Source organism: Tissierella sp. QWL-11, assembly GCF_058683765.1.
This window is the reverse complement of sequence record NZ_CM178750.1, coordinates 2,442,448-2,457,608: the sequence shown is the minus strand read 5'-3', so window position 1 is coordinate 2,457,608 and position 15,161 is coordinate 2,442,448. Positions and strand designations below refer to the sequence as shown.

Below are 15,161 nucleotides of genomic sequence, written 5' to 3'. Positions count from 1 at the left end.
ATGGGTTTTTCAATCTACCAGGAAATATATAAGGATATTATTTTAGAGGATGAAAAAACATTTAATGAAATTTCAATTTGTGAATATAAAAAATTATTTGAGCAGATAAGAAATGAAGGAATTATAGAGGATAGCTTTTTTGATGATAATCGTTGGAAGATATTTAATGAGGTAGGTTATAGGAATATTAAATTTAAAATAAATGAAATATTATTTTTAAATGAAAAACTGAATAGAAAATTAAGCTGTAGTATCATAGATATAATAAACTCCTTGAAGATTTTTACATTGGTAAAACTTAATAAATATTCATTATCTACTGTGTACATATCTATAAATTTTTTAGTTAAAATGACCCACGATACTAATTTTTTTAATGATTCCAAAACAGGAGTTGTAGCAGACTATTTCGATAATGCTTTTGATGGCAGAAGTAAAGCTATAATTCTACGGGAATATCTTGAGTTCTTTTCCTACTTAAATGTCAATGATGATTTACTGGGCTTAATTAAGTATTATTGCACTTTCAAAAAAAATATTAGTAAAGAAAGTCGACGATTACCTAATCTGGAGAGTGTTTTCAAGTTTTCGGATATCATAAATACTCTAATTTTATCCATGACTTATCCTTTACGCGAGGAATATTTTCCTATATTTTTATGGTGGAAGATAACAACGATTATACCCTTGAGATCAACAGAATTTACAATTATACCTAAGGATTGTTTAGAAACCAAAGGCGATAAGTATTATCTAATAGTACGAAGATCAAAATTAAAGGGTAGTAAAAATGATAAAGTTAGTCATTCACTAGGTGATTATTATTTAGATAAGATCGAAGTAAATAAAGAGTTGTTTGAATTAATAAAAGAGTATAAAGGTAGAGTAGAACATTATGATCATAAAGTAGATTTTTATCCAGATAAGGATATTGGAAAAATAAATAGGAAGTTTTTATTTTCATTTAGGAGCTACTACAGATTTAGACCCCATGCTAATAATGCATTTTTTTCAGGATATGAAATATTTAGTAAGGGAATGTTTGAATCATTATTGGATAGATTTTTTACTAAAATAGTACCACTTTTCAAATATGAAGTTGTACCCAAAATTAAAGATTATAATATTAGACTTAGTGAAAATCAAATTGAAAAAATCAATACAATGGATACTAGGCACCTTTCGGTTATAAACATGATTATGCAGGGTGTTTCCCCAGTTGTGATAAAGGAATTTTGTGGTCATGATAATATTGAAAGTAGTATGGGATACTATGATCATTTACCGAGCTATGTTAAATGCTATACTATAAATCTATCAAATAAGATTATGTTATACAGGGATAATAATGAGAAAATAGATACTGTCAATAATAGCATTATAGCGTTTAATAATATTGACTTAAAATATAATAGAATATTTCAAGAATCTGATAAGTATGAGGTATGTAATAATGGTAATGGAACTTGTGCATCAAATAACTGTTCCGAGGACTGTATATATGTTAACGGTATTTGTGATGATGGGTGTAGATATTATATTCCAAATGATAAATCAACTTCTATTTCATATGAACAACTAGAAAATACTATTTTAATACAAGTTGAGATATTAAGAGACATGATAGAAAACAAAAAGTACATGAAAGAATTTGAAAAAGATCATGCCACGCGTGTAAATAGAATTAGAGCCTTAATTAATAGAGCGGCACTAACAATTGCAAATAGTAAAGAATAAAACAAATTATTGGAGGTTATATGATTATGAAAGATAAGAATCCTAAGGGAGCTGGTAGAAAGCCCAAATTTACTACGGAGACGTTATTAGAAATTATAAGTATCTATAAAGATAAAGGTTTAATGAAAGGTAAAATAACATATTCAGAGATAGCTAAGTTTGGTAGTGAGGAGCTAGGTTATAGTGACTTAAAGTACTATCATATATCAAATGATAAAATAGTCTCTGAGTTAATTAACCAGTTTAATAATGCTAAGCATATATTTTTTAATACAAACAAGGACATTTTGGAAGGCAGTATTTATAATGTTGATGTAGTTGAGTTGATAAATTCTAATTATAATAATAGGCAGAGGTTAATAATGTATTTGGAAAATTATAAAAGAAGTTATGATTTAACTATTAAAGAATTATTACAAGAAAAGGAAATAAACATTAAATTATCTAACGACTTGGTGAAATTAGAATCAAACAATATAGAAATGTCAAATAAAAACAAAAAGCTAAAACAAGATATTAAATTACTTATAGATGATAATAAGATTCTTAGAAAGAAAGTTTCAGAAATAGGAGAAAATGATTTAGTTATGTCGCTGAAAAGTACAAAATTATTTCCTTTGCTTGATGAAGAGCCTGATGATTTACAAAAAGATTTTGTAGATTTAAAAGCTAGGGGTGAAAATAATGGGAGTGATATTGAGCTATTTTTAAATAGATTTCCTGAGCTTTTCAATAACTAATTATTTCTGATATACTACTATGGAATGATAAATTATGTATGCTGGGTGGTATAGATGGAAAATAAAATGGTATTTAAAATATCAGTAAGGAATCTAATAGAATTTATTCTTCGTTCGGGAGATATTAGGTCGGGATTTGTTAAAAATGATAGAGCGAATGAAGGTGCGGAGATTCACAGGATGATACAAAAAGAAAGTCCAGAGGAATATAAACCAGAAGTTACCCTCAGGTATACTTTGGACCATGATGAATTTAGTATTTTTGTTGAAGGACGAGCTGATGGAATAATTACTTATTCTGATAAGGTAATAGTTGATGAAATAAAAACTACTTCTAGACCAATTGAGAAAGTGACAGAAGATTACAATACACTACATTTGGCACAAGTCAAAAGTTATGCTTTTATTTATGCAGATCAGAATGATCTCAATGAAATTGATGCACAATTAACCTATTATAATATAGATACTAAAGAGACATCTATAATAGCCAGAACATTTAAGACTGATGAACTTAGGAACTTTTTTTATAATTTATTGAATGAATATTATACATGGATTAAAATAGCTTACTATTGGAATAAAACTAAAATCCAGTCTATTAAAGAATTAATGTTTCCGTTTAAATCATATAGAAAGGGACAGCGTGAGTTAGCTGTTGCAGTATATAAAAGTATTATAGAAGAGAAAAAGTTATATGTACATGCACCTACAGGTATTGGTAAGACTATGTCTACTTTATTCCCATCAATAAAGGCTATGGGTGAAGAAAATTGTTCTAAAATATTTTATTTAACTTCTAAAACAATAACACGAACTGTTGCATATAGCGCATTAGATATATTAAGGAATAAGGGATTAAAAATCAAATCTGCTACTATAACTGCCAAGGAAAAGGCATGTCTTAATGAGAAAATTGATTGCAATCCAGAAAATTGTAAATTTGCTAGTGGACATTATGATAGGATTAATGATGCAATCAAGGATATCAGAGAGAATGAAGATGAATTTACAAGTGATAAGGTTGAGTTTTATGCTAAAAAATATTCAGTATGTCCATTTGAATTTTCACTTGATTTAGCAAATTGGGCAGATATTGTAATTTGTGATTATAACTATATTTTTCATCCTACAGTTCAGCTTAAGACTTTATTAGATAATAGCGGTGACTATGTTATTCTGATAGATGAAGCCCACAATTTAGTTGATAGGGCTAGAGATATGTACACAGCGTCAATAAATAAGCAAGTTTTTCTAGATTTAAAAAGAAAAACAAAGACTAATTATCCTAAATTGTCAAAGAAGTTTAATAATGTAAATAAGGAATTCTTGGAAATGTGGAAGGTGAATAATGAACATAGAACTGTCGAATATGATACAAATTTAAATAATCTTTATACTTCGTTAAGTGTGTTAAATAAATACATTGAGGATTTTTTGATAGAGTATAAAGAAGATGAAATCTATGAAGATATGTTGGAATGTTATTTTTCGATCTCATTTTTCTTAAAAATTGCTGATATTTATGATAAAAACTATTTGACTGTCGTTGATAAAATTAAGAAGGATATTGAAATTAAGTTATTTTGCTTAGATCCATCAACACAAATTAAATCTATACTTAAAGATTTTAAATCTACTACTCTATTTTCAGCAACATTGATACCTATGGACTATTACAAAGAAATCTTAGGTGGCAATTCAGAGGACTATACAATATTACTGGCATCGTCCTTTGATAAGAAAAATAGGCGTATATTGATAAACAATAATATATCTACAAAATATAAATCTAGAGAATCTAGCTCTTTATCAATCGTTGAGCAGATAAGGGCATTTATAGATGGGAAAAAAGGTAACTACTTAATTTATTTCCCGTCATATGAATATATGAATAAAATATATGAGATTTTTAGTAGCGTATATTTAAAGAATAACATAAATATACATCTCCAAGAACCAGGAATGGTTGAGGAAGATGCTAATGATTTTTTATCAATATTTATTGAGAATCCAGTTAAGACAAATATAGGATTTTGCGTAATTGGAGGAATATTTTCTGAAGGAATAGACTTAAAAAGAGATAAAGTAATAGGTGTAATAGTAATAGGGGTAGGGTTGCCTAAGATTTGCTTTGAAAGAGATATAATTAAGAATCATTTTAATGTTAAAAGCAATATGGGATATGAATATGCATATATGTATCCAGGTATGAACAAAGTTTTACAAGCAGCTGGAAGATTAATTCGAACAGAGGAGGATATAGGAGTAATTTTATTGATTGATGAGAGATATTCATATAGTAGTTATCAAGAGCTGTTTCCAAGGGAATGGCATCCTTTTACTCTTGTAAACGAAGTTAATATAAACAATGTTCTAAAAGAATTCTGGAGATACCATTTATCTTGATGAGCTAACGAAAAAGTTCCACACTGTATCGTATTAATCATTATCTTTATTGATATTCTCTATAATTTTCAACATTTTTGCATAATCTAAGATTTTTTCTCTACCAGGATTTGATAGGCTAATGGAAGTCTTTACTATTTCCATTATTAGCGGATCTTTTCCTGGATGATCATAAATATTAACATCTAATAAATAATCAGTACTAACTTCTAAAATTTCTGAAAGTTTAATAATAGTTTTAACATCAGGGCTACTTGTTTCATTCTCATATTTTGTATAAGTAGAACGAGATAAACCCAATAAATTAGCTATTTCATTGTGAGTGTAACCTTTTTTTAATCTTGCTTCGCGTAGGTTCAATTTAAATACCCCCAGAGTCAGTAGTTTAGCACTTATATAATCCTAATCTATAATCTAATATTTTATGTTTTAATTATAACGTGAGTTTAACTCACAATCAATTTATGTTCCGAAACATCACCAAAAGTTGACAATGTGAATAAAAAGAACTACAATAATTATATATACTATTGATTATTGAGGGTGAAGTAATAATGAATAAGTTTAGGGAAAGTAGACTAAAAAAAGGATATACTCAAGACGACCTTGCTAAAATAATTGGGGTAGATAGAAGCACAATAAGTAGATGGGAAAACGGAGATACTTTGCCCCGGCTGGATAGGTTGATTTTTATTTCAGAGTTACTCGAAGTTGATATGAACTTTTTAATTGGTTATGGATGTAAGAACTAAGCTAATATTAGAGTATGTATATTTCAATTGTGCTAGATTTATTTATTGAGGTAATTTTGGTTTAAATTATTGATAAGTAGTGATATGCAAATTACTATCTTAAGTAATGGAGGTAAGTGAATTGAACGATGTAGATGCTGTTAATTCAGATACCAATCAAAAAATGAAATTTGGTAAAAAAGTTGCAAATGCAATAGCGTCACTAGATAATGAATGTCTTAAAATGAGAGACATATCAAAACTAATGACTAATCAAGGGAACTTAGACTCAGCAAATCATATAAACGAGCTTAAAACCAAATATTATACGCTTTTACATCATACCTATAGATACTTATATAGTATTGGATTAATAAAAATTAATGGATTTTACATACAAAGATTTATATCGTCTAAGGATAATAGAGTAATAATACAATACTTATATGAGCTAGAATTTAAAGGATATAAGTATTATACAATTATTAATCCAAAAAGTAAGAAAAATAAGAACAAAAGATTTTTGGGAAATATAAATGGATTAATTGAAATTAGGGAAAGACAATTGTTTAATATAGATGAAGCTGTTGAAATTTTAACTGACTTAACAAGATGTCAATATGATGAGATTACCAATAGATACCGGACTCCTAACCATTTATATAGGGCTTTGATCAAATATTATAGAAAAAAATGATAATAATGAAGAAATGTTTGAAGCACATAAGTGAGAAATATGCTAAATATGGAAATACCTCAAGCTGTTTTTCACAAGATAATAAATTTTGGGGGAGACTTTTATGAAGATAAAGCGATATAATGAAGATTTTAAGAAGAAGCTAGTGAGTATCTATAATCAAGGCAAGCATAGCTACAGAAGTCTATCTAGTGAGTACGGTGTATCTGTTCCAACTATCAGGACATGGGTTCTTAGATATAATACATCTAGTTCATTTGAAATTGAAGATAACTTAACCGCTGAAGATAAAGAATTAATCAATCTTAGAGAAAGAGTTAAACAACTTGAAGTGGAGAATGACATTTTAAAGAAAGCCGCCCTACTACTTGGCAAAAAATAAATATTTAAGTTTATGATTTTCAGAAATGATTTAGATGTATTGGGATTTAAGATGTGAAATAATTAAAAAACAAAGTGAGGAGAAGAAGTTATTGCTACTCAAACTATAATGTTTTATGAATTGACACCCTATTTACGCAGGGTGTTATGTTTTTCTATGACACTTGCTCTTCTAATATTTTTCAGAACCTTATAGACCTATTTGGGTATTTTTGGTATTATCTAGAATAAGGGAGAGGTTTTATGATTAACAGAATATTAAAGAGTTTGTTGAAGTTTTTTATAGGACTTGGAATGGGGTTAGTACTTTTTAATTTAATTATTAATAACCCCAACAATCTTGATTTTTTTGTAAAGAATAAATACTCTGCACATGTTTATACTTCAAATGTTTTTATTGTAAGTAGTATATTTGCTATAGACTTTAAAAATATAAAGATTGACCTACAGTTGATTATTAAGAAATGTAGTGACTTTGATAAGAAAGTAATATTAATACTTACAAAAAGACCTATTTAACAGGTCTTTTTGCTCATTCAAATTTACCCTTTATTTTATATTTACATAAAGATAAATCCCTTAAGAGAGGGTACATGAGTATTGCCTTCGCATTAGACCAGCAAAGTCTACTTTAAGACCAATAGTTGCCTTATAATAGACCATTTATTCACGATCTCCTATATAATTAAGGTGCATGCATAGTTGATAGGAGAGTTAAGAGAAGAATTGGATAAAGTAATAGATTAGTCAAGGTAAGTAGCTTGATAAGATTATTTTAGTGCATATTAAATGTATGGATATTGAGGGTTAGAATGGCATGAGTATATAGTTATTGACTTAGGAGAAGTAAGAGATTTATTATTGAAATTCTATGTAGCGTGAATTTTGGTATATGAGGATGTATTAACTTAAAATTGGGGGGACTAGATTGGATTTTAAATGGCCAATATCTGATACAAGTTTTTTCAAAGTTAATGGAGAAAATATTGTAAATTTAAAAAATGACAAAAATTTAGATGAAGAATTTTATGAATACGGGATAAAGTTTAAAAAAGCTGCACATTGCCTTACAGAATACCTTTTTGAAAGAAACGATATAAGTAAACTAGATATATATTTCTTTGCATTGGCCTATTTATATCGTCAAAGTTTGGAATTAATTTTAAAAGCTATAGGATTTAAATATATTGTCCCTTTAGAAGATAGGAAGGTGTTTCTTAAAGAGACTTTTCATAATCTATCAGAAATTTTGTCTTATATTACACCTTTCATTCAGGGTTATTTTGACAAGGACCTAGAGGGACATGAATGGATTAGATTTTATTTTAATGATATTGATGTAATTGATAAAGAATCAGATGGGTTTAGATACCCATTTGGAATATTCGTTGAAAAAGTGGATTTTGGATTTGAGACTAAAAGGAGATATTCAATCAAACTTTTATTTGAGAAACAAACACATATTAATCTAGAAGCTTTTGCAAATAAAATGGAAGTAGCTTTTGAAATTCTTGACGAGATTTATCAAGAAGAATATGGAGAATCGGATTATTACGATAGTTATGCTCCAACATTTCTTGAAGAGGGTGGAAGCTATTATGGACAAAGTGTGGTTGGATATAGCTATAGTTTAGAAAGGTTTTATCCCTATGTAAGGGCATATACAGAATCGGCAGAATATCTATATAATATGATTTGTAAAAATAACAAGTTAAAGGATACCTTATTTATCCCAATGTGTTACTTATACAGGAATGCTGTAGAGTTATCTTTAAAGCGGATATTATATGAAGAAAGTTCTTTAACATTAGATGAAGCCTTAAGACACATCCATAAGAAAAAACACAAAGTTGTAGGTTTATGGAATTTAATAAAAACTGAGGTGGAAGAACATGCAAACGCACCAGAGGATGATACAACTATTTTAGATGTAGAAAGTTATATTACTCAACTTAATAACGTTGATGGAACATCAGACAAATTTCGCTACCCCACTGATAAACATTTAAATTTTTATTTTAGGGATGGAAAAAAGTTTGATGTGGATAATATTAATAATTTCTTTGGGCAATTGTTATCATTTTTAAGCGCTGTTAACTCTATGATGTCTGAACATAATGAATGGAAAGCTGAAATGGAATCAGAATATAGATCAGAGATGGAGTCTTATTATTATCATAATGAGTATTATTAGAAGTTGGTTATTAAATTAGGGGGTAAATTTATGAAGAGAAAATGTTATGATATTATTGGGAATGCTCTTGAAGACATAAATTTTAATGGTAATTTAAATTTCAATGAATTGGATGATATTGATATAAGTGAGATTGTTATTGAATACAATCAAGATTATTGTCCAGTTTGTAGTCTATCAATTCAGCCAATAGTATTAATGATAAATTCTAGATTGAATAAAGAAATGACGAAAGTGATAATATCTATTGTTTATAAATGCCCAAATAATGATTGTAATGAAGTGTTTATTAACTATTATGAAATGGACAGGCATGATTATACTGGGTATAAAATTGGTTGTGCTTCAATAAACTCGAGTTCAATTAAATTTGATGATAAAATATCCGAGATTTCTGAGAATTTTGTATCGATTTATAGGGAAGCCAAAATAGCTGAAGAAACAAACCTAAAACAAATATGTGGGCCAGGATATAGAAAAGTATTAGAGTTTTTAATTAAAAATTATTTAATACTTTTAAACCCTGAAAATGAAAAAAAAATAAAGGGTAAGTTTCTTGGAAATTGCATTAGAGATTATGACATTGCTTCGAATATAAAAGAGATGGCTAAAAGGGCAGTATGGTTAGGAAATGATGAAACACACTATGAAAGAAAATGGGAGGACAAAGACTTAGAAGATTTAAAAAGATTAATCGATATAGTGGTTTATTGGATAATGATGGAGGAATCCACTAAAGAGTATAAGTTAAATATGAATAGATAAATCAATATAAAAATACACGAAGTATGAGTATATGGTATAAAAATATCCAGTCTCCGTGTGTACTTTTAGAGTAGACAAGACAAGAGTACACTTTTATAAAAGTTATAACCCATTAAATCATATAAAACCATAGATTTTTTATAAAATTAAATGTACTCAATGGGGTACACTTGAAAAGGACATGTATTTAAGATGCATGTTAATTATTATAAATATTTATTTACATCAATATTGGACACCATTGATTTTAAGAAGATATCTTTTTTAAAATTACTAAGTTCATATACTCTGTTTTGGCAATAATCTAGTATGTCATTTTTATTACCCGTAAACTCTTCAATTATAATCCCTGGTATTCCTTCTTGAAGCATTTTCATAACAATTTTAGTAGTAGTACCATTTGAAGTAATAGTTTGTATACAATTATTTATTCCATAATTGGCCTTAATGGAACTTCCTTTGTAATCGATGAATAGATTATTACTTTTACTTGTTACTCTAGAGAGTATATCAATGTAGTCCTTGATTTGTTTTGAAAGATTGTCGGGAATATATACACTATAATTAATATACCTGTTATAATTATAGTTTCTAATATTATAATCAAATAAGTCTTCAATGTTGTTAAATTGTAGATTTTTATCACAAGACTCCACTAATTTAATGTATTCTTCTTCATCGGAAATGGGTTCCTCTTCAACCCCGTATTCTACTATTTGATGTAAGCATTCCATTAAGCTATTCCATTTTGTTGTCGTTATTTATCAGTATTCATGTTATAATTTAAACATGGAGTTTTTCTCTAAAAACATAAAGATATAGGAGGAGGAGAGCAATATGGGATTTAGTTATGATAACCTATGGAAATTACTTATAGATAAAAAGATGAATAAAACTGATCTACAAAAAGCAATTGGTTTAAGTACAACTACAATTGCTAAGTTAGGAAAAGACGAGAATGTAAGTATGGAGGTATTAGGAAGAATTTGTGAATATTTCCAATGTGATATATCAGAAATTCTTGAGTATAGAAAGGATCGAATAGACATTGACTAAAAACATATATGAAAATTTAGAAAGCAATATGAAAGTAATATATCCAACTAATGAGAATGCGACTTATAAAAGTATGCTTAACTATTCAGAGGAATCAGAAACAGAACGACAAAGATGGTATCGTTATAAAGAAGGGTACTCTATAAATTTAGTACAGCAAATAATTAATGAATTTACCAATCATAAAGAAGGTATTATTTTAGACCCATTTTTAGGCTCGGGAACAACTCTATTAGGGGCTAATAAATTAGGATTTGATGGCATAGGATTCGAAGTAAATCCATTTTCAAATTTTTTATCAAAATGTAAATTAACAAATTATACATTAGGTGAAAAGGAAGAATTTACTAATGCCTATCCCTCAATTTTAAGGCAATCCAAACAAATGAATATTGAGGTGGTTCAACCATTACCCAAACTATCTATAGCAGAAAATATATTCAACCCAAAAATACAAAATTATTTTTTAACAATCAAGCACCTAATTAAATGCTATAAAGGTTCTCAAAATGTAAAAAATCTTTTGTATTTAGCTTGGTTATCTTCAATAGAACCTGTTTCAAACTATAGAAAAGCTGGAAATGGACTAAAAAAGAAAGCATTAAGTAAAATGAATGTAGTTTCTATTGAAGATGTAGATAAAATTTTATTGGATTTTTTTAAGAAAATCGAAAAAGATTTAGAGTATAACTTGGGAAGCTTTAATTGTTCGATTTTTAACCAATCATCATTAAGACTAAATGAGTTTATTTCTCCAAATACCATACAAGGAGTAATTTTTTCACCACCATATGCTAATAGTTTTGACTACACAGAAATCTATAAACTTGAATTATGGTTTGGAGATTTTGTAAAAGAGTATTCAGATTTGAAAATATTGAGAAATAAATCTCTAAGGTCACACCTTAATGGCTTAACCAAGAATAGTTTTAAAGAATTAGAACGACTCAAAAGTATATCAGAACTTGATATATTACTAAATGAACTGCAAGGAAGGAAGCTATGGAGCGACAAAATCCCAGTAATGTTGAAAAAATATTTTAGTGAGATGTTCGAATTAATAGAAGGTTTATATGAAGTTTTAGTCGATGATGGATTTTGTACTATTATTGTAGGAAACTCATCATATGGTGGGATTATTTTGCCGACAGATTTACTATTAGCTAATTACGCTAAGAAAGTAGGTTTTACAGTAGATAAAATAATTGTGGATAGATTTATTATAACAAGTTCACAACAGTATGAAATAACATTGACTAACAGAAAATATCTAAGGGAGAGTATCATATGTCTGAAAAAAGAATAATTATAGTTGATAAACTTCCAGAGAAAATTCTTGAACATCAAATATATTCTATTTCCCAAGATAATCCAAATAATTATACACATGGGATATTTAAATACCCATGCAAGTTTATACCTGAAATTCCAAGGTGGGCTCTTAAAAAATATGCTGAAAAAGGAGATTTAATTTTTGACCCATTTCTAGGTTCTGGAACCACAGCATTAGAAGCAATTAATAGAGGTTATGATGCCATAGGTACTGAAATTGATTTAATAGCAAAAAAGATTACTATTGCAAAAACACAAAAATATACGAAGAAATCTATAAATATTATAGAGAAAGAATTTTTAGGTATATTAGACCAAATTGATGACGAAAGTATTAAAGTTTTTGTACCAGATATCAACAATTTGGAGCATTGGTTTACAAGCGAATGTATTAATATACTAGGCAGATTAAAAACATTGATTGATAGAATTAATAATAAAGTTGCTAGGATTTTTTTGGAAGTAGTTTTCCTATCTATAATAAAACCAGTTTCAAATGCTGACGATATTTCTCCTAAGCCATATGTTTCAAAACGTATAAAAAAGAATCCACCAAATGCATGGGAGAAATTCCAACAAGTATATTATAGATATCTAGAAATGATAAAAGACATTTGTGAACTTAATTTAGAAAATACAGTAAAGATAGCTGACGGAGATGCATTAGATACAAAAACGGAATTTAAGGCAAATATAGCAATAACATCACCACCATATATTAATGCTTTCGACTATGCTAGAACTTTAAGGCTTGAAAACTTATGGACAGGACGTTTATCAGAGAAAGATATTTTAGAATCTAAGAGTAATTATGTTGGTACAGAAAGATTTAATTTAAAAAATGAAAAAAATAAGGGTCATGATATATTTTCATATTCGAAAATGTTAGAAGTTTGCTTCGACCAAATAATAAAAGTAGACGAAAAAAGAGCTTATATAGTAAAAAAATTCTTTGAGGATATGAAAACTAACTTAATAAATGTAAGAGAACATTTGCATAATGAAGGAATCTATATAATAGTTATAGGGAACAGCACAATTAGAAAAGTAGATATTGAAAGCTGGAAAATAATCAAAGACATTGCTGAAAAAGTAGGATATTCATATACAGAACATTTTTCTTATGAAATTAAAAATTCGTACATTAGAATTCCTAGAGGTGGGAAAGGTGGTAAAATGAATTTAGATAATGTCTTAGTCCTTAAAAAAGATAGCAAAGGAGGCGATAAAATTGGCTAAAAAGGATAGGAGCAAGCGTCTTTGGTTTATACCAAAGAGATCTAATGTTCATCAAATGCTTGCATTGATACATGGAATTATTAAGAGAAATTATGATGGTACTACATGGAATCCCCAAAAACAAGATAATCTAAATCTAGAATTGAAGAATCTAGGTGCTACAAGGAGTGGCTCAAAAATAGCACCGCAAGGTATGAGGACTCTATTAGCATCAGTAAATTATTTAGGTTTTACCTATTTAGATAATACTACTAGTCCAACTACTCTTAGGATAACAGAAGCTGGTTATAAATTTTATAATAGACATAAGGGTGAGTTAAAACATATAGAATCCTTAACTAAAGGTGAGACCATAGATGAGTCAGAGTCTATTTGGGAACAAATGCTCAAACTACAAATTACAAATCCTACAATTATCGATAATTGTGAAGAAATTTTTGTTTTCCCTTTTAGATCAGTACTTTACATGCTTAAAGATTTAAAGTTTTTAACAAAAGAAGAAATTGCTATGTATGTATTTCATACATATGATATGACACAATTAGAATATAAGATACAAGAAATAAAAAATTTTAGGAAACTAGAAAACTTTGAACAAGAATCTTTAATAGAAAAATACTCCAATACTTCTGAAGGAAACTTAACTTTAAAACAAGCTCCAAGTTCAAGTTATTTTATGACTTTTTGTAGTGCTACAGGGTGTGTTGAAAAATATTATCATAAATTAGAGGATGGAAGAAAAAAGCAATCAATACGTATTAGAAATGGTTTTGAGAGTATAGTTAATAATATTTTAGATTTATATAATGAGACAGAGACCTATGACTTCAAAGATAATTTGGAATTATGGATTGCATATATTGGCGAGCCTGAAAGACTATATACACCTACAATATTGTCAATTAATAATGATAGTAGCGTTGAGGTATATATCGAATTACAACATAGTAATGACGGTATCATAGAAACTGAAATGGTAAATCAAAACTCTCTAATTAACATTCCAGTCTTTATAAATGAAGAATATGAATTATCAGTATATAGCATTGATGAGAATATTCAAATTTATGAAAGTAAATTTATAGCACAGAAACATCAAAAAGTTTCGTTAATAGATCCATTGTTTGGACAAAAAGATTATAAATCGTATGATAAAATGGATCAAGATGAATTAATCAAAGAAATATTAGATCATAGTGAGTCAAAAAAATTTACAGATAAAATGTTGCAAAAATTGCGGGTCTTAAAAACTAGATTAGGGATAGATAAAACATCAGATTCTTCACTAAGAGGAGCACAATATGAATATTTATTCTTTTTGTTTTTAAATGCTTTAAAGGATAAAAACTATATAGATGATGTTATATGGAATGGAAAGATTGGAAAATATAATCTTCCTGTGCAAGCTCCTGGTGGGAAGACTGGTCAACCAGACATAATTTTTATAATAGATAGCACGCATTATGTACTTGAACTAACAACTATTAAATCAAAGTCGGGCCAACAAACAGCCGAAGTAATTCCTGTTCCAGATCATATAAAGCTTTATAAAAATAAGATGGCTAATAGCATACAAGTAAAAGGAATATTTTGTGCACCTATTGTCCATCAGAGAAACCATGTAGTAATAAAGACAGTTCTTGGTAAAGAAAAAATCCCATTTGTGTCAATAATTGATAGTGAATTATTAGGCATTATGACAGTAAAAAGTAAACAAGAAATGATAGATAAATTGTCTAGTTTATTTATATAGATAGGGAGCAAATTAATGCTCTCTAAGCTTTATTTCTGATAATACTAAGAATAGCTAATTTAACTGTAGAATACTGATCAATAGGCTTAGAGTATGATTTAAGCATGCTACATATTATATAGGGAAA

Annotated in this window: 14 protein-coding genes and 1 pseudogene; 13 read left to right on the top strand and 2 right to left on the bottom strand. The window is 28.2% G+C overall.

Features of this window, described 5'->3' with window-relative positions:
* The 3 genes from AC4PG3_RS12230 to AC4PG3_RS12220 are packed head-to-tail and all read left to right on the top strand — an operon-like array spanning position 1 to position 4,886.
* Positions 1-1,737 carry a site-specific integrase gene (locus AC4PG3_RS12230; RefSeq protein WP_492196906.1) on the top strand — a complete coding sequence of 579 codons (1,737 nt, stop codon included), beginning with the start codon at positions 1-3 and terminating at the stop codon, positions 1,735-1,737.
* A 26-nt stretch (positions 1,738-1,763) separates the two neighbouring features.
* Positions 1,764-2,477, top strand: coding sequence for a hypothetical protein (locus tag AC4PG3_RS12225; RefSeq protein WP_492196905.1), 714 nt, complete (start codon positions 1,764-1,766; stop codon positions 2,475-2,477).
* 54 nt (positions 2,478-2,531) lie between these two features.
* Positions 2,532-4,886, top strand: a complete 2,355-nt coding sequence (locus AC4PG3_RS12220) for an ATP-dependent DNA helicase (RefSeq protein WP_492196904.1) — start codon at positions 2,532-2,534, stop codon at positions 4,884-4,886.
* A gap of 33 nt (positions 4,887-4,919) precedes the next feature.
* Here AC4PG3_RS12220 and AC4PG3_RS12215 read toward each other — a convergent pair whose 3' ends face one another.
* Positions 4,920-5,246 (bottom strand): helix-turn-helix domain-containing protein, encoded by a 327-nt coding sequence (locus tag AC4PG3_RS12215; protein WP_492196903.1) that lies wholly within the window; start codon positions 5,244-5,246, stop codon positions 4,920-4,922.
* 194 nt (positions 5,247-5,440) lie between these two features.
* Here AC4PG3_RS12215 and AC4PG3_RS12210 point away from each other — a divergent pair, with 194 nt between their 5' ends.
* The 6 genes and pseudogenes from AC4PG3_RS12210 to AC4PG3_RS12185 all read left to right on the top strand — a co-directional run bounded on the left by AC4PG3_RS12210 (position 5,441) and on the right by AC4PG3_RS12185 (position 9,654).
* A complete protein-coding gene (locus AC4PG3_RS12210; RefSeq protein ID WP_492196902.1) occupies positions 5,441-5,638 on the top strand; it encodes a helix-turn-helix transcriptional regulator in 198 nt (65 codons plus the stop codon).
* Positions 5,639-5,759: 121 nt separating this feature from the next.
* Complete coding sequence (locus tag AC4PG3_RS12205) at positions 5,760-6,314, top strand: hypothetical protein (protein ID WP_492196901.1); 555 nt, start codon at positions 5,760-5,762, stop codon at positions 6,312-6,314.
* Positions 6,315-6,417: 103 nt separating this feature from the next.
* Positions 6,418-6,666: pseudogene (locus tag AC4PG3_RS12200) on the top strand (transposase); the annotation flags it as partial.
* 272 nt (positions 6,667-6,938) lie between these two features.
* Positions 6,939-7,214, top strand: a complete 276-nt coding sequence (locus AC4PG3_RS12195; RefSeq protein ID WP_492196900.1) for a hypothetical protein — start codon at positions 6,939-6,941, stop codon at positions 7,212-7,214.
* Between the two features lie 409 nt (positions 7,215-7,623).
* The gene (locus AC4PG3_RS12190; RefSeq protein WP_492196899.1) at positions 7,624-8,889 is read left to right on the top strand and encodes a hypothetical protein; all 1,266 of its coding nucleotides are present in this window, start codon (positions 7,624-7,626) and stop codon (positions 8,887-8,889) included.
* 30 nt (positions 8,890-8,919) lie between these two features.
* Entirely contained in the window at positions 8,920-9,654 is a 735-nt protein-coding gene (locus AC4PG3_RS12185; protein ID WP_492196898.1) for a hypothetical protein, read from the top strand.
* 206 nt (positions 9,655-9,860) lie between these two features.
* On the opposite strand, the gene AC4PG3_RS12180 is transcribed toward AC4PG3_RS12185, so the two are convergent.
* Positions 9,861-10,388 carry a hypothetical protein gene (locus AC4PG3_RS12180; RefSeq protein WP_492196897.1) on the bottom strand — a complete coding sequence of 176 codons (528 nt, stop codon included), beginning with the start codon at positions 10,386-10,388 and terminating at the stop codon, positions 9,861-9,863.
* Positions 10,389-10,491: 103 nt separating this feature from the next.
* Here AC4PG3_RS12180 and AC4PG3_RS12175 point away from each other — a divergent pair, with 103 nt between their 5' ends.
* The 4 genes from AC4PG3_RS12175 to AC4PG3_RS12160 are packed head-to-tail and all read left to right on the top strand — an operon-like array spanning position 10,492 to position 15,034.
* Entirely contained in the window at positions 10,492-10,710 is a 219-nt protein-coding gene (locus AC4PG3_RS12175) for a helix-turn-helix domain-containing protein (RefSeq protein ID WP_492196896.1), read from the top strand.
* Positions 10,703-12,016 carry a DNA methyltransferase gene (locus tag AC4PG3_RS12170; RefSeq protein WP_492196895.1) on the top strand — a complete coding sequence of 438 codons (1,314 nt, stop codon included), beginning with the start codon at positions 10,703-10,705 and terminating at the stop codon, positions 12,014-12,016. The genes AC4PG3_RS12175 and AC4PG3_RS12170 overlap by 8 nt, the downstream gene beginning before the upstream one ends.
* A complete protein-coding gene (locus tag AC4PG3_RS12165) occupies positions 11,998-13,281 on the top strand; it encodes a DNA methyltransferase (protein ID WP_492196894.1) in 1,284 nt (427 codons plus the stop codon). Before AC4PG3_RS12170 ends, AC4PG3_RS12165 begins: the two co-directional genes overlap by 19 nt.
* On the top strand, positions 13,274-15,034 hold the full coding sequence (locus AC4PG3_RS12160) for a hypothetical protein (protein WP_492196893.1): 1,761 nt from the start codon (positions 13,274-13,276) through the stop codon (positions 15,032-15,034). The genes AC4PG3_RS12165 and AC4PG3_RS12160 overlap by 8 nt, the downstream gene beginning before the upstream one ends.
* The last annotated feature ends 127 nt before the right edge of the window (positions 15,035-15,161 follow it).

Bases quoted from the DNA above. Each gene is read 5' to 3' on its own strand.
- AC4PG3_RS12220 (WP_492196904.1), top strand. From the start codon at position 2,532: ATGGAAAATAAAATGGTATTTAAAATATCAGTAAGGAATCTAATAGAA.
- AC4PG3_RS12180 (WP_492196897.1), bottom strand. From the start codon at position 10,388: ATGGAATGCTTACATCAAATAGTAGAATACGGGGTTGAAGAGGAACCC.
- AC4PG3_RS12210 (WP_492196902.1), top strand. From the start codon at position 5,441: ATGAATAAGTTTAGGGAAAGTAGACTAAAAAAAGGATATACTCAAGAC.
- AC4PG3_RS12185 (WP_492196898.1), top strand. From the start codon at position 8,920: ATGAAGAGAAAATGTTATGATATTATTGGGAATGCTCTTGAAGACATA.
- AC4PG3_RS12195 (WP_492196900.1), top strand. From the start codon at position 6,939: ATGATTAACAGAATATTAAAGAGTTTGTTGAAGTTTTTTATAGGACTT.
- AC4PG3_RS12225 (WP_492196905.1), top strand. From the start codon at position 1,764: ATGAAAGATAAGAATCCTAAGGGAGCTGGTAGAAAGCCCAAATTTACT.
- AC4PG3_RS12165 (WP_492196894.1), top strand. From the start codon at position 11,998: ATGTCTGAAAAAAGAATAATTATAGTTGATAAACTTCCAGAGAAAATT.
- AC4PG3_RS12230 (WP_492196906.1), top strand. From the start codon at position 1: ATGGGTTTTTCAATCTACCAGGAAATATATAAGGATATTATTTTAGAG.
- AC4PG3_RS12175 (WP_492196896.1), top strand. From the start codon at position 10,492: ATGGGATTTAGTTATGATAACCTATGGAAATTACTTATAGATAAAAAG.